Raw genomic sequence first — 23,842 nt, 5'->3', positions numbered from 1 at the left:
TCGTACTGTACGGCGCGCTCGCTGAGACGAACACGCATACAGATGACCCTGTCACGTATTGGTCTGCGCGGTGCCTGACCCTAGCGTGGTCGTATGCAGCGTTTTCAGCTCGGCAATGTCGAGATCACGAAGGTGGTCGAGTGGCAGGGGGAGATCGCCCCCGCCCGGTCGATCGTCCCGGACAGCACGGACCGGGTCTGGAAGGAGCACGAGTCCCTCCTCGTGCCGGATCACTACGATCCGCGGACCGGGATGTACCGCGGGGCCGCGCAGACCTGGGTGCTGCGCAGCGAGGGGAAGACCGTCCTCGTCGACACGGGTGTGGGCAACGACCGTCACCGGCCGCAGATGCCGCTGTTCGACCACCTGTCGACAAACTTCCTGGACCGGCTCGCCGAGGCCGGTGTCCGCCCGGAGCAGGTGGACGTCGTGATCAACACGCACATCCACTACGACCACGTGGGCTGGAACACCCGCCTGCGCGACGGCGTGTGGACGCCGGCGTTCCCGAACGCCACCTATCTGATCCCGAAGACCGACCAGATCTATTTCGATCCGCGCAACGCCCATCGTCGCCGCGCGCCCCGCGACGAGCACGAGCGGCGTCGCTTCGAGGGCAGCCGCTTCGTCTACGACGACAGCATCGCACCCGTCCTCGGCCAGGCAGTGCTCTGGGAGGGCGCCTACCGGATCGACGGCAACCTCAGTCTGGAGCCCGCGCCGGGTCACACCCCGGGCTCCTGCGTCGTGCGGCTGTCCTCCGGTTCCGACCGCGCCGTGTTCGTGGGCGATGTGCTGCACAGCCCGGTGCAGATCGTCGAGCCGGACTGGAACAGCTGCTTCTGCGAGGATCCACGTCAGGCCGCGGCGACCCGCCGCGCGCTGCTGGAACGCGCCGCGGACGCGCGCGAACTGGTGGTGCCCGCGCACTTCGGCGGTGCGGGGGCGGTGTGGGTTGGGCGTGAGGGCAGCCGGTACACCGTCGGCCCCTGGGCGCCCGCGGCCCTCTGACGGGTCCGGGCACGGGCCGGGGCCGGCGCACCGTGCCGGACGGACGTGTGACCCGCATCGACCCCGGGGCGCTGGGGCGATGCGGGTCACACGTGTTCAAGACGGCCGCCGCCGGTGTCGCGTCCGCGGCCGGTCACGCCGTCCGGGCCGGCCGGACGCGGCGCTCAGGAGTCCTCGGGCTCCGTCACGGACAGCACGAGCTTGCCGCGGGTGTGACCCTGGCTGTTCAGCCGCCAGGCCCGGGCCGCCTGTGCGAGCGGGAACACCCGGTCGACGAAGACGGTCAGCTTCCCGTCGGCGGCCAGCTCCGCCAGGTCCGTCAGGTCCGCCGAGTCGGGGCGGACCCAGACGTAGTGGCCGCCCTTCGCGGCGGCCCCGGGGTCGGCGATGGAGGCCAGCCGCTCCGGGCTGTGCACCAGCCCCAGCGAGACGTCCACGGCGTCCCCGCCGACGAAGTCGAGGACCGCGTCGACGCCCTCGGGGGCCAGCCGTGCAACGCGCTCGGCGAGTTTGTCGCCGTAGGCCACCGGCTCCGCGCCGAGCCTGAGCACGAAGTCGTGGTTGCGCGGGCTCGCCGTACCGATCACCCGGGCGCCGAGCGCGGCGGCGATCTGGACGCCCAGCGAGCCGACGCCGCCCGCGGCCGCGTGCACCAGGACGGTGTCACCGGCGCGGACGCCGACTCTCTTGACGGCCTGATAGGCGGTGAGTCCGGCGAGCGGGACGCCCGCGGCCTGTTCCCAGGACAGAGCGGCGGGTTTGCGGGCCAGCATGCGCACATGGGCGGAGACCAGTTCGGCGTAGGCACCGAGCTGGGCGGTGTCCTTGCGGATGTAGCCGAAGACCTCGTCGCCGGGCGCGAACTCCTCGACGTCGAAGCCGACCCGCTCGACCACCCCGGCCACGTCCCAGCCGGGGATCAGCGGGAAGCGCGTCTCCATGATCGCGTCCAGACGTCCTTCGGCGAGCTTCCAGTCCACCGGGTTGACGCCGGCCGCCTTCACCCGGATCAGTACCTCGCCGGGGGCCACCTTGGGGTCGGGGACCTCGGTCAGCCGCAGCGCGTCCGGGCCGCCGTATCCGTCGAGTGCGATCGCCTTCATGCCGCCATCACCACCGGTGCTCGCACGGCTTCCACGGCTCGCACCAGCGGGCGGAGCCGGGGGTCGCGAGCGGCCTGAGCGAGTGCTTCGCCCAGGGCCGCCTCGTTCACCGGGCGTGCCGCATCGAGAAGCTGCAGGCCCGCGTCGGTGACGTTGGTGTAGATGCCCCGCCGGTCGGTGGGGCACAGGTACCGCGAGAGCAGGCCGCGGTCCTCGAGGCGGCTGACGAGGCGGGTGGTGGCGCTCTGGCTGAGCACGACGGCGTCGGCGACCTGCTTCATCTGCAGATGGCCCCCTTCCCCGTCGTGCTGGCGGCTCAGCACGTCCAGCAGGGAGTACTCGCGCACGCTCAGACCGAACGCGGCCTGCAGCCGGCGCTCCAGGTGCGACTCGATCCTGTCGTGCAGCAGGGACAGCGCACACCAGCCATGAGCCAGGGCGGTGAGCGCCGGGTTGGTTGCGGTCATCGGGGCCTCCTTCGTCGGGCCGTTCCCCAATGATTGCACACGAAGGCAAACTCATCGCGCTTCTTTTGATTTTGACGTTAGACAGCGTGTGCAACTATTGTCGTCGGACGTAAGCGCCTCACGCAATCTTTTGAAGGGTGGCTCCCCATGCCTCTCGCGCTCCTGGCACTGGCCATCGGGGCCTTCGGGATCGGCACCACCGAATTCGTGATCATGGGCGTGCTGCCTCAGGTCGCGGACGACTTCGGCGTGTCCATCCCGGCGGCCGGCTGGCTGGTCTCCGGTTACGCCCTCGGCGTCGTCATCGGCGCGCCGCTGCTGACCGTGCTGGGCACCAAGGTGTCCCGCAAGAAGATGCTCATGTTCCTGATGGCGTTGTTCGTCGTCGGCAACGCGCTGTCGGCCCTGGCGCCCGTCTTCGGCCTCATGCTGACCGGCCGGGTCGTCGCCTCCCTCGCGCACGGCGCGTTCTTCGGCATCGGCTCGGTGGTCGCCGCCGACCTGGTGGCTCCGGAGAAGAAGGCCTCGGCCATCTCGCTGATGTTCATGGGCCTGACCGTGGCCAACATCGTCGGTGTCCCCGCGGGCACCTGGATCGGGCAGGTGGCCGGCTGGCGTGTCACCTTCCTCATCGTCGCCGCCCTGGGCGTCGTCGGCCTGCTCGGCGTGGCCGGGCTGGTGCCGGAGAAGGGACGGCCCAAGACCCCGGACGTGCGCAACGAGTTCGCCGCGTTCCGCAAGGTGCAGGTGTGGCTGGCCATGGCGATGACGGTGCTCGGCTACGGCGGTGTCTTCGCCGCGATCACCTACATCACCCCGATGATGACACAGGTCGCCGGCTACACCGAGTCCGCCGTGACCTGGCTGCTCGTCCTGTTCGGCATCGGAATGTTCCTGGGCAACCTGCTCGGCGGCAAGTTCGCCGACCGTGCCCTGATGCCGATGCTGTTCACCGCCCTGGGCGCCCTGGCGCTGGCCCTGCTGCTGTTCACCGTGACCGCCCACGACAAGGTGCCGGCCGCGATCACTCTCTGCCTGATCGGCGCGCTCGGCTTCGCGACCGTACCGCCGCTGCAGAAGTGGGTGCTCGACCAGGCCTCGGCGGCACCGACCCTGGCCTCCGCCGCCAACATCGGCGCGTTCAACCTGGGCAACGCCCTGGCCGCGTGGCTCGGTGGGGTCGTCATCGACGCGGGCCTGGGCTACACCTCCCCGAACTGGGTCGGCGCCCTGCTGTCCGGCACCGCCCTGCTCCTCGCCTTCCTCGCCGCACACCTCGACCGCCGCTCTCGCGCGGCCGGCCGTGTCGTCGCACGGTCCGCGGCGGACACGAGCACCCCGGCGGCCGCCCGGCACTGACCGCGCCCGCCGAGCACTCCGTTCCTGTTTGTCCCTCTGCTGTGAAGGAACCCGTGATGACCACATCCGCCGCCACCGCCGTCGCACCGCTGACCACCCAGGAGGCGGACATCCTCGTCACCGCCGCCCGCAGGGCCGCCGCGGCCGCCGGCATCGCCGTGAGCGTCACCGTGCTGGACGCCGGCGGGCACCTGCTGGCCTTCCGCCGGGACGACCGGGCCGTGTTGATCTCCGGCGAGACCAGCACCCGCAAGGCCTACACAGCCCTCCAGCTCGACACTCCGACCGCCGACCTGGTGGACCTGGTCAAGCCGGAGGGGCCGTTCCACAGCCTGCCCACCGCGCTCGACAAGCCGCTGCTGTTCATCGCCGGCGGTCTGCCGATCCACCGCGACGGCCGCCTCGTCGGCGCCATCGGCGTCGGCGGCGGCGCACCCGAGCAGGACCACACCGTGGCCGCCACCGCGCTCAGGGAGCTGTCCTGATCGCCCGTACATCCCAGCAGGTCGTCACCGACCAGGCATCCGCCGCGGCACCGCGCCGGATCCGAACCGACCGCACCGTGCGAAGGAGACACACACCATGACCACCATCCCCACCGTCCGGCTCAACAACGGCGTCGAGATCCCCCAGCTCGGCTTCGGCGTCTTCCAGGTACCCGACGACCAGACCACCGACGCGGTCACCGCCGCCCTCGAGGCCGGCTACCGCAGCATCGACACCGCCGCCGTCTACGGCAACGAGACCGGTGTCGGCCGTGCCCTCAGCGCCTCCGGCCTCCCCCGCGAGGAGCTGTTCGTCACCACGAAGCTGTGGAACACCGACCAGGGCTACGACGCCACGCTCAAGGCCTTCGACGCGAGCCTGAGCAAGCTGGGCCTGGACTACGTCGACCTGTACCTCATCCACTGGCCCACCCCGGCCCGCGACCTGTACCGCGAGTCGTGGAAGGCCATCGCCAAGCTGGCCGAGGAGGGGCGGATCAAGGCGGCGGGCGTGTCCAACTTCCAGCCGGCGCACCTCAGGCGCCTGCTTCAGGACAGCGACCTGGTGCCGGCCGTCAACCAGGTCGAACTGCACCCCGGCCTGCAGCAGAAGGAGCTGCGCGGCGTGCACGCCGAACTCGGCATCGCCACCGAGGCGTGGAGCCCGCTGGCGCAGGGTGCGGTGCTGAAGGACGAGGCGATCACCGCCATCGCCGAGCGGCACGGCAAGTCGCCCGCCCAGGTCGTCCTGCGCTGGCACCTGCAGCTCGGCAACATCGTCATCCCGAAGTCGGTGACGCCCGCCCGCATCCGGGAGAACATCGACGTCTTCGACTTCACCCTCTCCGACGACGAGACGGCCGCCATCGCCGCCCTGGACCGGGGCATGCGCACCGGCCCCGACCCGGACACCTTCAACTGAGTCCGTCCGGCGGATCACGTCGCCGCGCCCGCGCCCCGGCGCGGTGAGCGGGGTCCGGTGCGCGCGGCCGCACGGCGCGGCAGCGAACCGGCGCGAGGCGCCGGCGAGCGACGACGCCGCGGCCGGCGGCCGGGCCCCGCCCTTCACGCCGTGCTCCAAGACCGACCCGGCGAACGGCCCCGTACGCCCCCTGCGGCCCCGACGACCGCGCCGCATACCTGGTGACACCCCACCGAAAGGTGTGACAGCACATGTCCCCCGCCCCCACCGCCCTGGACCGGCTCGTGAGCCGCGCGCCCCTGCCGACCCTGGGCCTCGAACTGCCGCTGGACAACGACTGGGGCGGCACCCGGCTGCGTGCCGACCGGGCCGCCGGACGCCCCTTCGGCGTCCCGGACCTGACCCGCCACGCCGGCCTGGCCCGGCTCGCCGACGAGCTGGGTTTCGCGGCTCTGTGGGTGCGGGACGTGCCCCTGTACGACCCCGACCGGTTCGGGGACGCCGGTTCCGTCTTCGAGACGTTCACCCACCTCGGGCATCTCGCGGCCGTCACCGAGCGGACCGTGCTCGGCACCGCCGCGGTGGTGCTGCCGCTGCGGCAGCCGCTGCTGGTCGCCAAGGCGGCGGCCACGGTCGACGTCCTCTCCGGCGGCCGGTTCGTCCTGGGTCTGGCCAGCGGGGACCGGCCGGTGGAGTACCCCCTGTTCGGTGCGGACTTCCACAGCCGTGGCGCCCGGTTCCGGGAGGGCGTGGAGATCCTTCGGGCCGCGTGGGCCCACCGGCGAGCCGGCGAGGGCATGAGCCTTCCCGGCCTCGGGCTCGGCGCCGACCGTCATCTTGAGGTGCTGCCGAAGCCGACGGGGCCGTCCGTCCCGATCGCCGTCGCCGGGCACGCGCAGCAGTCCGCGGAGTGGATCGCGGAGAACGCCGACGCCTCCTTGAACTATCCCCGTCCCCTGGGGGCGCTCCGCCTGGCGACGCGCAGGTGGCAGGAGCTGACACAGGGGTCGGCCAAGCCGTATCTGACGCCCATGCAGCTGGACCTGACCGAGGCCCCGTCCGTCCCGGCCACCCCGATCCGGCTCGGCCTGCGGACAGGGCGTGAGGCGCTGGTGGAGCATCTGCGGCAGATGGGCGAGCTGGGTGTCGCCCATGTCTCCTTCAACCTCCGTCCCGGTGACCGCCCGGTCGAGGAGGTGCTGCACGAGCTGGCCGAGACGGTCCTGCCGCACTTCCCCTCCCCCGGCGCGGGGACCTGGGCGGGGGCGGACACCCTCGCCGCGTCCTGACCGCCGCGCCGCGGTGCGGCACCTCGACATCCGGCACCGCGCACACGCACGGTGCCGGACCGTTCACACAGTGACGTCCGCTCGTCCGGTGACCTGGTGTGCATGCCGGTCACCGCGAGCCGGGCGCCCGCCGTGTTCCGGGTCAGCGGGCCGGCGGCGGCACGGGGCGGTCACCGGCCCGCCCCTCACCGGCCGGTCCCCAGGTCCGCCCACACGACGTTCCCTCCCGCCCGGGTGGAACGGGCCGATCCCCAGCAGTCCGCGATCTGCTGCACGAGGAACAGGCCCCGTCCGTGCTCCTCACCGGGGTCGACCCGGCGCTCGGTGGGGTGCAGCGGTGTGTCGCCGTCGTCGTGGACCTCGATGTGCAGGCTCTCGCCGCCGGTCATGACGATGCCGCACAGGAAGTGGCCGCTGCGTGTGTGCCGTACGACGTTCGTCGTCAGCTCGGAGACGAGCAGCACGGCGTCGCAGCAGAGGTCGCCGGGTACGTCCCAGGCCACCAGCTGATCGCGCACCATGTCGCGAGCCGCCTTCACATGGGTGCGCAGAGCGGGAAGACCGAACCAGAATTCCCGGTCCGGCACGGTGGTGGCCAAGGCCTGGGCGGTGGTCGCGTGGGGGATCAAGGTGTCGCCTTCCAAGGGAGACGGTGCGCGGTGACAGGGGCGGGAGGCTGTCGGCCCGGATGGGGAGCGGCGCGCACGGGGGTCGGCCCGCGCGGTGTGGAGCCGTCCGGATCGTCAACCTCGTGCATTTTGCACGGAGTTGATGACCCACCCATCACAGATGTGGGCGCGAGTGCTCACAGGTCAACTATGCTCGCGACCGCGTTCATGCTGCAACCAGCTCCCTGATATTTTCAGCGCGACGGTATCGCTCTAGCGTGTTCATCAACTGGCTGCCAGAATCAGCCTGGTGACAGATCATCAGGAGGTAGGGCGTGAGTGAGGCCCGTTCCGGCTCCGGCACCAGCGCGCCCACGGTTCTGCGCATGATCCTCGGCCGCAGATTGCAGGACATGCGGCAGAACGTGGGCGCCTCCTTGGAGGAGGCCGCAAAGGCACTGCGCGTGACGCCTCTGACGATCCGCCGGCTGGAGAAGGCCGAGGTCGCGCTGAAGCCTCTGTATGTCGAGAAGCTTCTGCAGACCTATGGCGCGGATCAGCAGGAGATCGACGAATTCGTCGCCATGGCGGAAAGGGCGAACAAGCCCGGTTGGTGGCACGCCTACCGAGATGTCGTCCCCAGCTGGTTCACCGCTTATGTGAGCCTGGAGACGGGCGCCAAGACCCTGCGCACCTATGAACCGCACTATGTCACGGGACTTCTGCAGACCCGCGACTATGCGCGGTGTGTGCTGCGCGGCGGCTTCCCCAACGACAGCGAGGAGGAGCTGGAGCGCCGCGTGGAACTGCGGCTGCGCCGCCAGAGCCTGCTGGAGAGAACGGACGCGCCCACGCTGTGGGTGGTCATGGAGGAAGCCGTGCTGCACCGGGCGGTGGGCGGTCCGGATGTGATGCGCGAGCAGATCGACCGGCTCCTGGAGGCGAGTGAACTCGATCACGTCAGCCTCGACATCGTTCCGTTCTCGGCGGGCGCGCACGTCGGGGCGTGTGCGCCCTTCACCTACTTCCGGTTCGAGGAGCCGGAGCTGCCCGACATCGTCTACAGCGAACTCCTGACCGCTTCCGTCTACCTGGACGATCGCGCGGACGTGGTCGCTCACCTCGAGGCGCACTCCCGCATGGCACTGCTGACGTCGTCCCAGGAGAGCAAGGCGATCTTGACCCGCATGCGCAAGGAGTACTCATGACCGACGTACGCGTCTACAACGGCATGCCCGCCTCCGATCTCGGGGAGCAGGGCTGGGAGCGGCCCTGGAGCGGCCCCAACGGCGGTCAGTGCGTGGAGACGAAGCAGCTCGCCGACGGCCGTGTGGCCGTGCGGCAGTCGACCGATCCCACCGGACCCGCGCTGATCTACACACCCGAAGAGATCACCGCCTTCGTCCGCGGGGTCAAACAGGGACTGGCCGACCATCTCACGGCCGGGTGACACCGACGGCAGCCGGGCGGACCTGACCGGTCCCGCTCCCGGCCTGCGGGCACACAGTTCAACACCTTCGAAGGGGACAGCATGACCAACAGCCAGGCCGGCCGGGATCTCGACACGAGCCGGCCGCACTCGGCCCGGATGTACGACTACTACCTCGGTGGCAAGGACCACTTCGAAGTCGACAAGCAGGCAGCCGCCGCCGTCGCGGACGCCTATCCCGGCATCTTCGTGTGCGCCCGTGAGAACCGTGCGTTCATGCACCGGGCCACCCGGGTCCTGGCCCAGGAGTACGGCATCCGGCAGTGGCTGGACATCGGCACCGGCATCCCGACCGAGCCGAACCTGCACCAGGTCGCCCAGGCCGTGGCGCCCGAGGCCCGGATCGTCTACGCCGACAACGATCCGCTGGTCCTCAAGTACGCCGAGCGCCTGATGCGCAGCACGCCACAGGGGCGCACCACGTACATCGAGGCCGACGTCAACGAGCCCGAGGCGCTGCTGGAGGCCGTGGAGGCGTCGGGGGTCCTGGACTTCGGCCGCCCTGTCGCGCTGTCCCTGAACGCGCTGATGCACTTCATCACCGACGAGCAGGACCCGTACGGCATCGTCGCCCGGCTCCTCGCCCCGTTCCCCGCGGGCAGCGCCCTCGCCCTGAGCCACTGCACACCTGATTTCGACCCGGACACCTGGGACAAGGTCACCGCGATCTACACCGATGGCGGCACTCCGGTGCAGCTCCGTGCGCAGAAGGACGTGGCGCGGTTCTTCGACGGGCTCGAACTGATCGACCCGGGTGTCTGCCTGGGTCACCGCTGGCGGCCGGACACCCGCGCCGACGAGGGCCCGGAGCCCACGGACGCCGAGGTCAGCCTGTGGGCGGGCGTGGGCATCAAGCGCTGATCCGTTCGCCGGCACACGCGGGTGCCGCCGCAGGGCGTGTGCGGGCACCCGCGTCGTGCTCCACGGCCTGGTGTGCCCCGGGTGCGCCGGGGAGACCTTCGAGGGTGGGCGGCACATGTGCCCGCGGGTGCCGTCCACCCGCCGGGGCGGGGGCAGGTGTCGGCGGGTGTCACCGGAGGCGGGGCACCTGCCGGGTTTCGTGGTGTCCGGCACGACGTGCCTACAGTGGGAGGAGATCCGGGTCGGTCACCGTCCTGAACCGGCACCCGCCCGTCCCCGCCGTCTCCTTCCTCCGGAGCCCTCATGACCCGACGGTCCGCCGCACCGGCCGACGGCTCCGACGCCCTGTTCGGCCTGGAGGCGCTGCACGCGCCGGACCAGCAGGGTGCCCCCACCCCCGCCACGGACCATGCGCCCGGCGACACGTTCCGTGACAGCGACACGGCCCGGCGGCTGCTGCCCGTGCGGCACATCTACGCCGAACCGGCCGCCGCCGCGTCGCCGCGCGGCCGGCAGATCCTGCGGCGTTTCCCGGACGCACAGGTGACCGAGGTCCCCTCGCACTGGGGGATCCCCGGCCTGCACGGCAACGAGGGCAATGTGGAGCGCTGGGTGCGCATCAAGGGCGAGACCCTGGTGCTCGGGGTGCGGAAGAACCTCACCGCACGTCCCAACGGCCGGTCCGCGGACTGGATCGCCCCGGGCCCGTCCAACGGGTGCGCGCTGTCCTGCGCCTACTGCTACGTGCCGCGCCGCAAGGGGTACGCCAACCCCATCACCGTCTTCACCAACATCGACCGGATCATCGGCTACCTGGGCCGGCACATCGCACGCCAGGGCACCAAGCCGGAGCCCAACCAGTGCGACGACACGGCGTGGGTGTACGACATCGGGGAGAACGGCGACTGCTCGGTGGACGCCCTGATCTGCGACAACACCGCGGATCTGGTGCACGCCTTCCGGCACTGGCCCACGGCCAAGGCGTCCTTCGCCACCAAGTTCGTCAACCCCGACCTGCTGGGCTACGACCCGGGCGGCCGCACCCGCATCCGGTTCTCCCTCATGCCCCCTCAGGACGCACGCCTGCTCGACCTGCGCACCTCGCCGGTCGCCGAGCGCATCGCGGCCGCCGCCGACTTCCTGGACGCGGGATACGAGGTCCACTTCAACCTCTCCCCCGTCGTGCTGCGTCCCGGCTGGCGCGCGGCGTGGGCCGAGCTGCTCCGGCACCTGGACGACGTGCTGCCGGAGCAGGTCAAACGCCAGGCCGCCGCCGAGGTGATCATGCTGACCCACAACCGGGGCCTGCACGAGGTCAATCTCGGCTGGCATCCCACGGCGGAGGAGGTGCTGTGGCGCCCGGACATCCAGCAGGCCAAACGCTCGCAGAACGGTGCGGTCAACGTCCGCTACCGCAACCGCGTCAAGGGCGAGGCCGTGGAGGAGGTGCGCCGGCTGATCGCCGCGCATGCGCCCTGGCTGCGCATCCGGTACGCCTTCTGATCCGCCCGGCCGGGCCGGCCGGACGTCTCACCGCTCGGGCCGGTGTGCCGCCCATGCCGCGTCGGGCACCTCGCGGGCGGCCCAGGCCGCGAAGCCGGTGGCCGGGCGTCCCAGGACCTGTGTGACGCCGTCGGAGAGGTAGGCGTCGGCTCCGGTGCGGACGGCGTCCAGCATCGCCATCCGCCACCGCACATATCCCTCGGGTGTGCCGGCCGCCCGCAGCCGGGCCGCGTGCGCCTCCGGTTCCTCGGGCCGGAAACGGACCGGGACACCGGAAGCGGCCGTCAGTGCGTCCGCCGCCTGTGCGAAGGTCAGCGCGGCCGGGCCCGACAAGGCGATCCTCTCTCCGGTGAACGTCCGGTCGGCCAGCACCCTCGCGGCGACCTCGGCGATGTCGAGCACGTCGACGAACGGCACGGCTCCCGCGTCCACCGGCGCGCTGATCACCCCGTCGACCGGGACGAACATCGCCTCGGTGAAATTCTGGGCGAAGTGCGTGGGGCGCAGCACCGTCCACGGGACCGGTCCCGCCTCCAGTGCCCGCTCGGCGAGGCCGACCGCGCCGCCGGGAAGGAACTCCACGGCCCGTGCCGACAGCAGGACCGCGTGTCCTACCCCTTCCGCCGCGGCGACGTCGAGAAAGGCGGCCAGCGCGTCGCTCCAGTCGCGCGCGGATCCGGGGCCGACGACGAACACCCCGTCCGCTCCCGTGACCGTCTGCCGCCAGGTCGAGGTGTCCTGCCAGTCGAACCGGCAGACCGAACGCCGCCCGGCCGGCACCGCCTGGTGTCCGTGCCGCTCCAGCGTCCGGGTGAGACGCCGGCCGACTTTTCCGCTGCCGCCGAGAATCACAAAACGTGCCATGCCGTCGACACTAGGAGGGGAGGCGCCGAGAATCGATGAGCGTTCGGACAGGACCTATTCGCCATCGTCCAGGGCTCGGTCCGCACGGCAGGCCCTACCCTGACGAGATGGATGTGCTCAGCTATCAGCTCACCCGGGCCCGGGCACGCGGTGCCGTGTTCTCCTCACTGCGGCGTGTCGCCCCTTGGGGTCTGGCGTTCACCGGGCTGCGTCCCCTGACCGCGCACATCCTCCTCGACGGCTCCGCCTGGCTCACCACCGCCGGGCAGGAACCGCTCCGGCTCGCCGCCGGCGACGTCGTCCTCGTCAAGGCCGGGGAGCCGTACCGGATCGTCAGCGAGGCCGGCGCGAGCAGCGAGACCATCACCGAGGCCCGCCGGCGGGGCAGCGACCAGGGGCCGGGCGAGGCCGCCCATGTGCTGTGCGGCGCGTATGTGCTCCAGGGCAGCGTCGGCAGGGACCTGCTGGACTCGCTGCCCCGCGTCGTCCGCGTCCCGGCCCACGCCCAGAGCGCCTCGCACCGCGGTGCGATCGGTCTGCTGGCAGCGGAGGCGGACGGGACGCGGACGGGGCAGCAGGTGCTGCTGGACCGGCTGCTGGACCTCAACCTGGTCTACGCGCTGCGCGCCTGGTGGCAGCTGGACGAGGACCGGGCGCCGGGCTGGTACCGGGCCCTGGGGCATCCCGGTCTCGCACGGGTGATCCAGGCCGTCCATGAACGGCCGGAGCACCCGTGGACGGTGGAGACCATGGCGCGGACCGCGGGCATGTCCCGGGCCGGTTTCAGCGCCTCCTTCAAGGAGGTCGTCGGGCAGAGCCCGGGCGCCTATCTGACCGGGCTCAGGATGGGGCACGCCGAGGACCTGCTGCTGCGCACCGACGCCACCCTCGCCGCTGTCGCCGCCCAGGTCGGTTACGGCAACCAGTTCGCGTTCGCCACTGCCTTCCGCCGTGCCCACGGTCTCCCGCCCGGCCGGTGGCGGGACGCCCACCGTCGGGTGTCCCGCACCGAGCCGGCCGGCACCTCCACATGAGCGGGCACGCACGCCACGGCGGGGGGCGGCGGCTTCGTCACGGCGTGCCGCCGTGCCGCATCGCTCGGAGCCACCGGCGGGCGGAGGCTCACTCGGCGAATCCGGTGAGGGTGGTCTTGCCGATGGCGGTGCCGGACTCCTGGATGCGGTGTGCCTCGCGCAGGCTGGCCGCGGTGACCGGGCCGAGGTCGCGCGTGGCGGTGGTGGTGAGGATGCCGGCGTCGGCCAGACGGGCGACCTGGGTGAGGATGTGATGCTGCACCGCCTGGTCGGCCGTGCGGAACATGGAGCGGGTGAACATGAACTCCCAGTGGAAGGAGATGCTCTTCGGTTTGAGCAGGCCGACCGGCAGGGAGTCGAAGTCGTCGATGGCGACGATGCGCCCGAAGGGCTTCAGCGCTTCGGCGTAGGCGGCCATGTTGCGGTCGGTGCCGGTGGTGGAGAAGACGTAGTCCAGACCGCCGGGTGCCACCTCGGCGAGCTGCGGGGCGAGCGGCTTGTGGTGGTCGACGACGTACCGCACCCCCATCCGGCGGGCGAATTCCTCGGTCTCGGGGCGCGATGCGGTGCCGATCACGGTCAGGCTGGTCAGGGCTCGCGCCAGCTGGGCGGTCATGGAGCCGACGCCGCCCGCGGCGGCCGTGATCAGCAGGGCGCCGGTCTGTTCCAGGGCGCCGGTGTGCAGGCCGAGCCGCTCGAAGAGGCCCTCCCAGGCGGTGAGCGCGGTCAGCGGAAGCGCCGCGGCCTCGGTGAAGGACAGGGAGGCCGGTTTGCGGGCCACCAGCCGTTCGTCGACCACGTGGTACCGGGAGTCGGCACCGGGCCGGTTCAGATCTCCGGCGTAGTACACCTCGTCGCCCTCGGAGAACAGCGTGACCTCGTCGCCGGCGGCGACGACGACACCGGAGGCGTCCCAGCCGAGCACGCGGGGCTCACCGCCCGGGTCGGCGTTCTTGCGGATCTTGTAGTCCACCGGGTTGACGGCCACGGCCTCGACGCGGACCAGGACGTCCCGGGGGCCGGGCCGGGGCACGGGCAGTTCGAGGTCGACGAGGCTCTCGGGATCCTCGATCGGAAGGCTCTTGCGGTAGGCGACGGCGGGCATCGTCCTGGGGATGTCGGTCATGGATGCTCCTCGCAGTGCTGTGGATGCCGAGGGACGCAGGAACCGTACGCATCGGATACCGGTTACCCGCAAGGACCATTGGTACCCGACGGATACCATGACCGCATGGCGACTTCCTCCGCGCCCGCCGGCGCCTGCGACGACCGGAAGAGCGTCTACCTCGCGGCCTGCCCCTGCCGCGAGATGCTCGACCTGCTCGCCAACAAGTGGAGCGCGCTCACGCTCGGCGCCCTGGAGGACGGGCCGCAGCGGTTCGGGGCGCTGCGCGCGCGTCTGCAGGGAGTGAGCCCGAAGGTGCTCACCCAGACGCTGCGGCGCCTGGAGGAGCACGGTCTCGTCCATCGTGAGGTCTTCGCCGAGGTCCCGCCTCGTGTCGAGTACAGCCTCACCGAACTCGGTGCGGACGCCTGCGTTCCCCTGGCGCACCTGCGCAGCTGGGTCGAGCAGAACATCGACCGCTTTCCCTGACACGACGCGGCCGAGGCCCGACCGGACCCGGGTTCCGGTCAGGCGTCGACGTGTGCGGACTCGGTCACCTCCTCGTCTGCGGGGGCGGCGGTCCGCTCCGCGGGCCGGCGCATGAGGAGGCGGGCCAGCGGTTCGGTGCAGCGCGCGGCCAGCGGGCCGAGGATCACGAGGATCAGGACGTAGGCGGTGGCCAGCGGCCCGATGCGGGGCTCGACACCGACGGCGAGACCGGCGATGACGATGGAGAACTCGCCGCGGGCCACCAGGGTGCCGCCGGCCCGCCAGCGGCCCGCGCCGTGGATCCCGGCGCGACGGGCGGCGAACCAGCCGGTGGCCACCTTGGTGAGGGAGGTGACGAGGGCGATCAGCAGGGCGGGGACGAGGACCGGCGGGATGTCGGCGGGGTCCGTGGACAGGCCGAAGAAGACGAAGAAGACGGCGGCGAACAGGTCCCGCAGCGGGGTGAGGAGGTTGCTGGCGCCTTCGGCGACCTCGCCGGACAGGGCGATGCCGACGAGGAAGGCGCCGACGGCCGCCGAGACCTGCAGTTCCTGTGCGATGCCGGCGACGAGCAGGGTGAGGCCGAGGACGACGAGCAGCAGCATCTCGGCGTTGTCGGAGGAGACGGCGCGGCTGATCAGCCGTCCGTGCCGCAGGGCGACGTACAGGACGGCACCGACCGTGCCCAGGGAGATCAGCAGGGTGACCGCGCCGCCCGCCAGGCTGACGCCGGCCAGCAGGGCGGTGAGGATCGGCAGGTAGACGGCCATCGCCAGGTCCTCGATCACGAGCACGCCGAGGACGACGGGGGTTTCGCGGTTGCCGAGGCGGCGCAGGTCGCCGAGGATCTTGGCGATCACCCCGGAGGAGGAGATCCAGGTGACGCCGGCCAGTGCCACGGCCGCGACCGGTCCCCAGCCGAGGACGAGTGCCGCGACGCCCCCGGGAACGGCGTTGAGGACGAAGTCCACCGCGCCGGAGAGGTACTGGGTCTTGAGGTTGGTGACCAGTTCGGAGGCGCTGTACTCCAGGCCGAGCAGAAGCAGCAGGAGGATGACGCCGATCTCGGCGCCGGTGGCGACGAACTCCTCGCTGGCCTGCAGGGGCAGGATGCCTCCCCGGCCGAAGGCGAGTCCGGCCAGCAGGTAGAGGGGTATCGGTGAGGAGCCCACGCGTCCTGCGAGGCGGCCCAGCAGGCCCAGGGCGAGGATGATGGCGCCGAGTTCGATGAGCATGGCTGTGGTGTCGTGCACGGGCGTCGGTCCTCCGGTTCGGTGACGGCGGTTGCGCCTTCGCGGCGGGTGACGTTCGGTTACGGGTGGTGAGGCCGGCGATGCGGGCGGGCGTACGGACGTGCTGGGTCAGGTCGGTGTGCGGTCGTGCGCAACCAGGCAGAGGCGCGTCGGCGTGCAGCCGAGGACAGCGGACGGTGGCCGCCGGTGTTCAGCCCCGCACCCGTGAACCGGGCCGCCCGGTCATGACGGGGCAGCGTGCGCGGGAGAGAATCGCTGGTGCGTGCGGTCGCTCAGCAGATCAGAGGCCGGAAGCGGTGGTGCCAGGATCAGGAACGTGGTCACGAGCCGTGTTGTCGATGCGGACAGGTCGTTCCATGTCACGTCCCTCCCATCGCACCTAGATCCGGCAGCACCGCACACGCAGTCCCCACACAATGAGCAATGAGCCGCTCAATGGAGCATTTAGGCTCGGTAAAGAAGTTTAGCGCACGATAAAAGACACTTATGCCGCATTCAAGGGCTTACGGGGGTGAACAAAGTATCGAGTGACGGCACGTCACCTGTGTGCGCACCGGGCCCGCCGACCGCGACGGACAGCGCGACAGCGACAGGAGGCGACCGGCAGCACCCCCTTGCGGCCCATCACCGGCCGTCGACCGGCACCCGGCCGTGACCTGCGTGATTGCTGTCTTCTGAGGCCGTGTCAACGGCTCCGGCACGGCGTGTCCGCCGACAGGTGCACCCCCTCAGGGGTGATTCCGTTCGCCCGTCGCGGTGGCACCTTCGCTGCCACCGCGCCGCCGTCCGGCCCGGCCTCGTCGGCGCGGCGGAAGGCCGCGACGGGTGATGAACGACACATGATCAGGTGCGTGTGCGACATCGGCCGGCCGGGTGGTGCACGGCGGCCCTCGGCGCAGGTGCGACCACCGGCATGTACCCCCCACCTGACGGCTCGTACGCCGGCACCGGGCCGGCGGTTCGGCAGCGCCGGGACCGGACGCGCGAGGGCCGCCGGCGGACGCGCACACCTGCGCCCTGTGCCCGTCCCGGTCCGGCGGCATCTCCCCCGGCCCGGCGGCCGCCCGCGCCGCCGGCCGTCCTCCGGCACGTCAGGTGCGGTGCAGCAGCGCGGTCAGCCGGTGGTTGGTCTCGGTCACCGCGTCGGTGAGGTCCCGGTAGGGCTCGTCCCAGGGGTCCTTCAGCCCGAAGCCCCGGTGCGGGTTCTCCAGCCAGCTGCACCAGTGCCAGCCCAGACACCACGGCCGGGCGGCGAACGCCTCGGCCGAGGCGACGTATCCGGCGCCGCGTTCGCGTTGGTCACGGGCCGAACCGGTGCGCCGGGGGTTCATGACGGTGGGGCACCAGTTGCCGGTGTCGGCGATCAGCACGGGCCGTCCGGTGCGCCGGTGCCAGCGCTCGATCAGGCCGAGGGCCGCGTCCAGGCGCGCCGGGTCGGGGCCCGGGAAGGTCTGCACCGACAGCACGTCGACGTGGGGCGCCATCGCGTCGAGCACCGCGTCGGGCACGCCGGTGCGGGTGCCGTAGCGGTCGCCCAGGATCAGGTGGTGCGGGTCGTGCCGTCGGACAGCCTCGGCGGCGACCCGGTAGTAGGCCTCCGCGATCTCCGGGAGGTCCTCGGGCGGGTAGCCGGCTCCCGTCGGGTGCCGGTCCCAGCAGGGCACGTCCACGAGGAAGTAGCCGAGCAGGCGGGGGTCGTCCGGGCGGCACAGCGTTCTGGCCAGATGGTCGCACCACTCGGCGAAGGCGGGTGTCCGCGGGTCGCGGTAGGCCGGGACGCCGTTCCAGTGCTCGATCTCGGCGACACGCAGCGACAGCGTGTACGGGATGCCGGCCGCCGCGAGATCGTCGGGCGGCAGCCCCTCCGAGTGCCCCAGGTCGACGACGCCGCCGTCCGTGGCCAGACCGGTGCCGCTGACGTATTCGGAGGTCCAGCCGAGGGTGTTGAAGCCCCAGGAGGTCATCTCCGGCACCAGCCCTTCGCTCAGCCAGCGCCGGCGCGAGCCCCCGTACCGCTGCCGGTAGACGCCGATGTTGTGCGGGTAGCGCAGGTTGGTGTCGTCGGCGTGCACGACGCCCACGGAGAGGAACGGGCTGCCGTCGGGTGCGCGGAACAGCCATCGGCCGTCGTCGTGACCGACGGTGAAAGCGGGGCCGGCGGGGCGTGCCATGGTGGGGCTCCTTACCGACGAGACACGGTGCCTCGTCACGGCCCTCCAGGTAACCACCGAGCACCCTCGCGGGCAAGACGAGGCATCTCGTCTCGGCACTCGGGTACGCTGGCACCCATGCTCGCCCCCGATCCCGCCCGCCGCAGCCAGGAGTCCTGGCGCGCCATCCTGGACGCCGCCTTCGCCATCCTCGACGAGGAGGGGTACCAGGCCGTCACCATGAGCCGTATCGCCGCCCGCGCCGGGGTGGGGCGGCAGACCCTGTACCGGTGGTGGCCCTCCAAGGCCGCGGTGGTCTTCGAGGCTTTTCTCGACAAGGTGAACACCGGGCCCTTCCCCGAGGAGGGTGCCTCCTTCCCCGAGCGGCTGCGTGCCCACGTCCACGGGTTCCTCGCCCTGTACGTGGACGGCAGCGGCGGGCACCGGCTCCGGGAGCTGATCGGCGCGGCCCAGACCGATCCCGAACTGGCGCGTGCGCTGAGCGAGCAGTGGTTCGAGCCTCGCCGGGCCCCCGTCCGGCAGGCGCTGCTCGACGCCCAGCGCGCCGGGGACGTCCGTGCGGACGTGGACCCCGACACGGCGCTCGACCTCGTCTTCGCGCCGCTGCACTACCGGCTGCTGGTCTCGGGGGAACCGGTCGACGCCGCCTATGTCGACACCGTGGTCGACCTCTGTCTGGCCGCGCTGGCTTCCTGACAGGTTCCTCGTGCGGCGGCCGGCCGTGCGCACCGCCCGGCCGGCCGCGCGGATGCCGCCCCGCCACGGATGTGCCCCGCGCTGCGTGGGCCGGGCGTACCGGTGCGCACGGTCAGCCGGCCCGCAGCGGGGCGGTGGCGAACTGCGTCATGCCCTCCGCGAAGGAGACCTGCGCTTTCCACCCGAGTTCGTCGCGCAGCCGGTGCGAGGAGGCGGTGATGTGGCGGACGTCGCCGAGCCGGTACTCTCCCGTGACGACCGGCCGGGGCCCGCCGTACGCCTCGGCCAGGGCGGCGGCCATCTCCCCCACCGTGTGCGGTTCGCCGCTGCCCACGTTGTAGGCGCGTCCGGTCCCCTCCGCGAGGCCGGCCAGTCCGCGCAGCGCCGCCACGTTGGCCTGGGCGACGTCCTCGACGTGCACGAAGTCGCGGCGCTGGCCGCCGTCTTCGAACACACGCGGTGCCTCCCCGCGCTCCAGTGCGGACCGGAAGAGGGAGGCGACACCGGCGTACGGGGTGTCGCGCGGCATCCCGGGACCGTACACGTTGTGGTAGCGCAACGTGGCCACCCGCCCGCCGGTCGCCCGCGCCCACGCGGCGGAGAGGTGTTCCTGGGCGAGCTTGGTGGCGGCGTACACGTTGCGCGGGTCCACGGGGGCGTCCTCGGCCACCAGGCCGGGGACGAGTGCCGCACCGCAGTGCGGGCAGGGCGGCTCGAAGCGTCCGGCCTCCAGATCCGCGACCCGGCGCGGACCCGGGCGGACGACGCCGTGGGAGGGGCACTCGTAACGGCCCTCCCCGTACACCACCATGGAGCCGGCCAGGACCAGCCGCCGGACCCCGGCCTCGGCCATGCCGGCGAGCAAAACCGCGGTGCCCAGGTCGTTGCATCCCACGTAGTCGGGGGCGTCGGCGAAGTCCTTGCCGAGGCCCACCATGGCGGCCTGGTGGCAGACCGCGTCCACACCGCGCAGCGCCTCGGCCACGCCGGCCGCCTCCCGCAGGTCCGTCCGGTGGAACTCCACCCCCTCGGGGACCGGGGGGTCGGTGCGGTGGGCGGCGGGCAGCAGCGCGTCGAGGATGCGTACGTCGTGCCCGGCGTCGGTGAGGGCGGTGACGATGTGCGAGCCGATGAAGCCCGCACCTCCGGTGACCAGGATCAACATGATCCCGACCGTACGGGAGCCGCCCCGGCCGGCGGCCGTACGGCGCCCGGACGTCAGGAATCGGTAACCCGGGCACCCCCGTCGGCCGCGCGCCGGACGCCGTGACGGCCGGTTCGCCGCCACGGCGGGAATGAGAGGGAAAGAGCGGACGGCAGGCCGGTCATCGCCCGTCACCGTGCATCCCACGGGCCGCACGACCCGGACGGACCCTGCGACGGCCGTGGCCGCCGGCACCGCACGCGGCCTCCCGGGTGCCGGCCCTCCCTCCCGGGCGGCGGCGGACGTCAGCACTCCGTAAGATGACGAAGTCCCTTATGCGCCTTTTGTTCTCGTAGGGTGAATGGGGTGATCGAAACGACCTCCTCCTCCACCGTGCCTGTCGACGTGGTGCTGCCCTGCCTGAACGAGGCCGAAGCGCTGCCGTGGGTGCTCGAGCGCATTCCCGCGGGCTGGCGGGCGATCGTCGTGGACAACGGATCGACCGACGGTTCGGCCGAGATCGCCCGCGAGCTGGGTGCGCAGGTGGTCCACGAGGCACGGCGCGGCTTCGGGGCCGCCTGCCATGCGGGACTGACCGCCGCCACCGGCGACGTGGTGTGCTTCTGCGACTGCGACGCCTCCCTCGACCCGTCCCTGCTGCCGCGGGTCGCCGAGCCCGTCCTCGCCGGCACGGCCGACCTGGTGCTGGGGCGCCGCCGGCCCGTCAGCCGGCGCGCCTGGCCCCTGCACGCCCGCGTGGCCAACTGGGAGCTGTCCCGTCTGATCCGCCGGCGCACCGGGGTGCGTCTGCACGACCTCGGCCCGATGCGCGCCGCCCGCCGCGCGTCCCTGCTCGCCCTGGACCTGACGGACCGCCGGTCCGGCTATCCGCTGCAGATGGTGGTCCGTGCGGCGGACGCCGGCTGGCGGGTGGCGGAGACGGATGTGCCGTACCGTCCGCGCGCCGGCCGCTCCAAGGTCACCGGCACCTGGCGCGGCACCTGGCAGGCGGTACGGGACATGCGTGCCGTCCTCACCGAACCGCCCGCGGCGGACCGGAGGCAGACGGCCGGTGCCTCGGGAGGCGGACGGTGAGCGCCGCATCCGCGGCCACGTTGCTGGTCATCGCGAAGCAACCCGTGCCCGGGCGGGTCAAGACCCGGCTCACGCCCCACTACACGCCCGAGGAGGCGGCCGCTCTGGCCGAGGCCGCGCTGCAGGACACCCTGCACACCGTCGCACGGGCACCCGCGCGGCGGCGCGTGCTGGTGCTGGACGGTGTTCCGGGGGCGTGGCTGCCCCCGGGTTTCGACGTCGTCCCGCAGGTGTCCGGCGGGCTGGACGAGCGGATCGCGGCCGCCTTCGGCCTCTGCGACCGGGGACCTGCGTTCCTGGTGGGCATGGACACCCCGCAGCTGACCGCCGACGTCGTCGCGGACGCCGTCCGGGAGCCCCACGACGCCTGGTTCGGGCCGGCCGCGGACGGGGGGTTCTGGGCGCTGGGCCTCGCCGACCCGGCCTGTGCTGCGGCGCTCGTGCGCGGCGTGCCGATGTCCACCGGCCGCACCGGCGCCGTCCAGCGCCGCCGTCTGGTCGAGGCGGGACTGGACGTGAGGGATCTGCCGGTGCTGCGGGACGTGGACACCCCCGCCGACGCGCGGGAGGTGGCCGCCTGCTGCCCGCCCGGCTCGCGTTTCGCCGCCGCCGTCTCCTCGCTCGCCCGGGCCGGGCGGTGAACCGCCGGGTGCGGTGATCCGCCGGGGGAGGGCGCCGCATCCGTCCGGCAGCCGGTGACACCGGCCTCGGCCTCCCGCCGCATCGGAGGTGTCGCGCATCGCGTCCCGCGGCACGGGCGCGGCACACCGCGGCCGCCGTCGCGCACCCGGCCGTGCGGCGTCCGCATGTCTTACGATTCCCTTTCCCCTGCCACCAGGAGCGACGCCGGCCTCGGGCCGGTGCGACACTCGGTCGGTGTGAAACGTGTACTCGTCGTGGACGACGACCCGACCGTCGCCGAAGTGGTCGCCGGATACCTGGGCCGGGCCGGCTTCGCCGTGGACGTGGCCGCGGACGGTCCCACCGCCCTGGCCACGGCCACGAAACAGCAGCCCGACCTGGTGGTACTGGACCTGATGCTGCCCGGGATGGACGGACTCGAGGTGTGCCGCCGCATCCATGAGCAGGGCCCCCTGCCCGTCATCATGCTGACCGCACGCGGTGACGAGGAGGACCGCATTCTCGGCCTCGAGGTGGGCGCCGACGACTACGTCACCAAACCCTTCAGTCCCCGGGAACTGGTCCTGCGGGTCGAGTCGGTGCTGCGCCGGGCGGCTTCCGCGGCGCGGGAGGCGCCGGCCGGGCAACTGCGCGCAGGCCCCCTCACCCTGGACCGCACCGCCCGCCGCGTGACCCACCGCGGCCGTGAACTCTCCCTGACCCTACGGGAGTTCGACCTGCTGGAATACTTCCTGCGCAACCCGGGACGGGCCACCAGCCGTGAGGAACTGATGCGGCGCGTGTGGGGCTGGGAGTTCGGCGACCTGTCCACCGTCACCGTCCATGTGCGGCGGCTGCGCGAGAAGATCGAGGACGATCCGGCACGGCCCCGTCTGATCAGCACCGTGTGGGGCGTGGGGTACCGGTTCGACATGCCGGTGGAGGACGGAGCCGCCGGTGCTGCGTGACACCCTGCTGATCGTTCTGTACGCGGCCGTCGGCGCCGCCGCTGCCGGGGTGCTCGGCACGGCGGCCCTGAGACTGCTGCGCGACCGCTCGGTCACGCTGTCCCTGGCCGTGGTCGCGGGCGTCACGGTGGCGGCGATGCTCGCCGGGACGATGCTGGTGTGCTGGGCGATGCTGCTGTCCGACCACGATCTGTGGGTCGTGACGACGGTCTGTCTCATCTCGGCGGTCGTGTCGCTGCTGGTCGCGTTCGTGCTGGGGCGGAGCGTCGTCCAGGGCAGCCGGGCGCTGGCGGCGGCCACCCGGGCGCTCGGTGACGACGGCACGTTCACTCCTCCTCCGTCCGCACCCACCGCGGAACTCGCGGCGCTGACCCGCGAACTGACGGAGACAAGTGCCAAGCTGGCGGCGTCACGGGAGAGGGAGAGAGCCCTGGAGGAGTCCCGCCGGGAACTCGTCGCCTGGATCTCCCACGATCTGCGGACCCCGCTGGCCGGGCTGCAGGCGATGACCGAGGCCCTGGAGGACGGTGTGGTCAGCGATCCGAGCGTGTACCACGCCCGTATCCGTGCCGAGGTGGAACGTCTGGGGGAGATGGTCAGCGACCTGTTCGAACTCTCCCGTATCCAGGCGGGTGTGCTCGCCCTGAACACCGCCCGGATGTCCGTGTACGACCTGGTGGGCGACGCCATCGCCGGGGCGGGTGCGCTGGCCAGGGAACGGGGGGTACGGCTCGTCGGCGACGGGGTCGAGCCGGTGCCGGTCGAGGTCGACGGCCGCGAGATGTCCCGGGTTCTGGCGAACCTCCTGGTCAACGCCATCCACCGGACGCCGGCCGACGGCACCGTGGCCGTGTCCGCGCGGCGGGAGGAGGACAGCGTGGTGGTGTCGGTGACCGACGAGTGCGGCGGCATCCCGCCCGAGGACCTGCCGCGTGTCTTCGACACCGGGTGGCGCGGCACCGACGCCCGTACCCCGCCCGCCGGGGCGGGGCTGGGCCTGGCCATCGTGCGGGGCATCGTCGAGGCCCACCAGGGTCGCGCCGCCGTCTGCAACGTTCCCGGCGGCTGCCGGTTCGACATCCGCCTGCCCGCGGCGGCTTGAGCGGTTCACGGCCGGTGTGCGGGCGGAGCCCGGGCTTTGTACACCGGGCGCGCCACGCACCGGGTGTGCTTCCGGCCTCCGGACGCCGCCGTGGGTGACGGACCGGCGGTACACCCGGGGTGCCCGGGCGGCCGCGGAACGCCGGCCGCCGACGGTCGGGGGCCGAACCCCCCGCGCGGCGGGCCGATTCCGCCGCCCCGCCT

At 72.3% G+C, this 23,842-nt stretch carries 24 protein-coding genes; 16 read left to right on the top strand and 8 right to left on the bottom strand.

Features of this window, described 5'->3' with window-relative positions:
* Window positions 1-93 precede the first annotated feature (93 nt).
* On the top strand, window positions 94-1,011 hold the full coding sequence (locus IE286_RS17025) for an MBL fold metallo-hydrolase (RefSeq protein WP_189797596.1): 918 nt from the start codon (window positions 94-96) through the stop codon (window positions 1,009-1,011).
* 164 nt (window positions 1,012-1,175) lie between these two features.
* Here the strand turns inward: IE286_RS17025 and IE286_RS17020 are convergent, their stop codons facing one another.
* Window positions 1,176-2,114 (bottom strand): NADP-dependent oxidoreductase, encoded by a 939-nt coding sequence (locus IE286_RS17020; RefSeq protein WP_189797595.1) that lies wholly within the window; start codon window positions 2,112-2,114, stop codon window positions 1,176-1,178.
* Window positions 2,111-2,581 (bottom strand): MarR family winged helix-turn-helix transcriptional regulator, encoded by a 471-nt coding sequence (locus tag IE286_RS17015; protein ID WP_189797594.1) that lies wholly within the window; start codon window positions 2,579-2,581, stop codon window positions 2,111-2,113. The genes IE286_RS17020 and IE286_RS17015 overlap by 4 nt, the downstream gene beginning before the upstream one ends.
* A 147-nt stretch (window positions 2,582-2,728) precedes the next feature.
* On the opposite strand from IE286_RS17015, the gene IE286_RS17010 reads away from it, so the two are divergent.
* From IE286_RS17010 to IE286_RS16995, 4 genes are all read left to right on the top strand, one after another.
* Entirely contained in the window at window positions 2,729-3,940 is a 1,212-nt protein-coding gene (locus IE286_RS17010) for an MFS transporter (protein WP_189797593.1), read from the top strand.
* Between the two features lie 56 nt (window positions 3,941-3,996).
* Window positions 3,997-4,425 (top strand): GlcG/HbpS family heme-binding protein, encoded by a 429-nt coding sequence (locus IE286_RS17005; protein ID WP_189797592.1) that lies wholly within the window; start codon window positions 3,997-3,999, stop codon window positions 4,423-4,425.
* 97 nt (window positions 4,426-4,522) lie between these two features.
* Entirely contained in the window at window positions 4,523-5,347 is an 825-nt protein-coding gene (locus tag IE286_RS17000; protein ID WP_189797591.1) for an aldo/keto reductase, read from the top strand.
* 251 nt (window positions 5,348-5,598) lie between these two features.
* Complete coding sequence (locus tag IE286_RS16995) at window positions 5,599-6,636, top strand: TIGR03571 family LLM class oxidoreductase (protein ID WP_189797590.1); 1,038 nt, start codon at window positions 5,599-5,601, stop codon at window positions 6,634-6,636.
* A 185-nt stretch (window positions 6,637-6,821) separates the two neighbouring features.
* Here the strand turns inward: IE286_RS16995 and IE286_RS16990 are convergent, their stop codons facing one another.
* Entirely contained in the window at window positions 6,822-7,265 is a 444-nt protein-coding gene (locus IE286_RS16990; protein WP_229862999.1) for an ATP-binding protein, read from the bottom strand.
* A 314-nt stretch (window positions 7,266-7,579) separates the two neighbouring features.
* On the opposite strand from IE286_RS16990, the gene IE286_RS16985 reads away from it, so the two are divergent.
* The 4 genes from IE286_RS16985 (at window position 7,580) to IE286_RS16970 (ending at window position 11,097) form a co-directional block, all read left to right on the top strand.
* A complete protein-coding gene (locus IE286_RS16985) occupies window positions 7,580-8,452 on the top strand; it encodes a Sco1979 family transcriptional regulator (RefSeq protein ID WP_189797589.1) in 873 nt (290 codons plus the stop codon).
* Window positions 8,449-8,694: a DUF397 domain-containing protein gene (locus tag IE286_RS16980; protein ID WP_125498131.1), complete on the top strand. Its 246-nt coding sequence runs from the start codon at window positions 8,449-8,451 to the stop codon at window positions 8,692-8,694. The genes IE286_RS16985 and IE286_RS16980 overlap by 4 nt, the downstream gene beginning before the upstream one ends.
* Before the next feature lie 81 nt (window positions 8,695-8,775).
* Window positions 8,776-9,594, top strand: a complete 819-nt coding sequence (locus IE286_RS16975; protein WP_189797588.1) for an SAM-dependent methyltransferase — start codon at window positions 8,776-8,778, stop codon at window positions 9,592-9,594.
* A 303-nt stretch (window positions 9,595-9,897) separates the two neighbouring features.
* A complete protein-coding gene (locus IE286_RS16970) occupies window positions 9,898-11,097 on the top strand; it encodes a spore photoproduct lyase family protein (RefSeq protein WP_189797587.1) in 1,200 nt (399 codons plus the stop codon).
* Between the two features lie 27 nt (window positions 11,098-11,124).
* Here the strand turns inward: IE286_RS16970 and IE286_RS16965 are convergent, their stop codons facing one another.
* Window positions 11,125-11,961, bottom strand: coding sequence for an NAD(P)H-binding protein (locus tag IE286_RS16965; protein ID WP_189797586.1), 837 nt, complete (start codon window positions 11,959-11,961; stop codon window positions 11,125-11,127).
* A gap of 107 nt (window positions 11,962-12,068) precedes the next feature.
* On the opposite strand from IE286_RS16965, the gene IE286_RS16960 reads away from it, so the two are divergent.
* The gene (locus IE286_RS16960) at window positions 12,069-12,995 is read left to right on the top strand and encodes an AraC family transcriptional regulator (protein ID WP_189797585.1); all 927 of its coding nucleotides are present in this window, start codon (window positions 12,069-12,071) and stop codon (window positions 12,993-12,995) included.
* Window positions 12,996-13,083: 88 nt separating this feature from the next.
* Here the strand turns inward: IE286_RS16960 and IE286_RS16955 are convergent, their stop codons facing one another.
* On the bottom strand, window positions 13,084-14,121 hold the full coding sequence (locus IE286_RS16955; protein WP_189797584.1) for a zinc-binding alcohol dehydrogenase family protein: 1,038 nt from the start codon (window positions 14,119-14,121) through the stop codon (window positions 13,084-13,086).
* 105 nt (window positions 14,122-14,226) lie between these two features.
* Between IE286_RS16955 and IE286_RS16950 the strand changes: the two genes are divergently transcribed.
* Complete coding sequence (locus tag IE286_RS16950) at window positions 14,227-14,589, top strand: winged helix-turn-helix transcriptional regulator (RefSeq protein WP_229862989.1); 363 nt, start codon at window positions 14,227-14,229, stop codon at window positions 14,587-14,589.
* A 38-nt stretch (window positions 14,590-14,627) separates the two neighbouring features.
* On the opposite strand, the gene IE286_RS16945 is transcribed toward IE286_RS16950, so the two are convergent.
* Window positions 14,628-15,842, bottom strand: a complete 1,215-nt coding sequence (locus tag IE286_RS16945) for a cation:proton antiporter (protein WP_189797583.1) — start codon at window positions 15,840-15,842, stop codon at window positions 14,628-14,630.
* 1,091 nt (window positions 15,843-16,933) lie between these two features.
* Window positions 16,934-18,013 (bottom strand): glycoside hydrolase family 113 protein, encoded by a 1,080-nt coding sequence (locus IE286_RS16940; protein ID WP_189797582.1) that lies wholly within the window; start codon window positions 18,011-18,013, stop codon window positions 16,934-16,936.
* Between the two features lie 117 nt (window positions 18,014-18,130).
* On the opposite strand from IE286_RS16940, the gene IE286_RS16935 reads away from it, so the two are divergent.
* Window positions 18,131-18,709 (top strand): TetR/AcrR family transcriptional regulator, encoded by a 579-nt coding sequence (locus tag IE286_RS16935; RefSeq protein ID WP_189797581.1) that lies wholly within the window; start codon window positions 18,131-18,133, stop codon window positions 18,707-18,709.
* 112 nt (window positions 18,710-18,821) lie between these two features.
* Here IE286_RS16935 and IE286_RS16930 read toward each other — a convergent pair whose 3' ends face one another.
* Complete coding sequence (locus IE286_RS16930) at window positions 18,822-19,874, bottom strand: NAD-dependent epimerase/dehydratase family protein (RefSeq protein ID WP_189797580.1); 1,053 nt, start codon at window positions 19,872-19,874, stop codon at window positions 18,822-18,824.
* A 345-nt stretch (window positions 19,875-20,219) separates the two neighbouring features.
* Here IE286_RS16930 and IE286_RS16925 point away from each other — a divergent pair, with 345 nt between their 5' ends.
* The 4 genes from IE286_RS16925 (at window position 20,220) to IE286_RS16910 (ending at window position 23,639) form a co-directional block, all read left to right on the top strand.
* On the top strand, window positions 20,220-20,948 hold the full coding sequence (locus IE286_RS16925) for a glycosyltransferase family 2 protein (protein WP_189797579.1): 729 nt from the start codon (window positions 20,220-20,222) through the stop codon (window positions 20,946-20,948).
* Window positions 20,945-21,589: a TIGR04282 family arsenosugar biosynthesis glycosyltransferase gene (locus tag IE286_RS16920; protein ID WP_189797578.1), complete on the top strand. Its 645-nt coding sequence runs from the start codon at window positions 20,945-20,947 to the stop codon at window positions 21,587-21,589. The genes IE286_RS16925 and IE286_RS16920 overlap by 4 nt, the downstream gene beginning before the upstream one ends.
* Before the next feature lie 237 nt (window positions 21,590-21,826).
* Window positions 21,827-22,537, top strand: a complete 711-nt coding sequence (locus tag IE286_RS16915; RefSeq protein WP_229862985.1) for a response regulator transcription factor — start codon at window positions 21,827-21,829, stop codon at window positions 22,535-22,537.
* Window positions 22,527-23,639 carry a sensor histidine kinase gene (locus IE286_RS16910; RefSeq protein ID WP_189797576.1) on the top strand — a complete coding sequence of 371 codons (1,113 nt, stop codon included), beginning with the start codon at window positions 22,527-22,529 and terminating at the stop codon, window positions 23,637-23,639. Before IE286_RS16915 ends, IE286_RS16910 begins: the two co-directional genes overlap by 11 nt.
* Window positions 23,640-23,842 lie beyond the last annotated feature (203 nt).

Source organism: Streptomyces thermodiastaticus, from assembly GCF_014656135.1.
In the GTDB taxonomy this organism is placed as follows: domain Bacteria; phylum Actinomycetota; class Actinomycetes; order Streptomycetales; family Streptomycetaceae; genus Streptomyces; species Streptomyces thermodiastaticus.
This window is presented reverse-complemented; position numbering and strand designations above follow the sequence as displayed.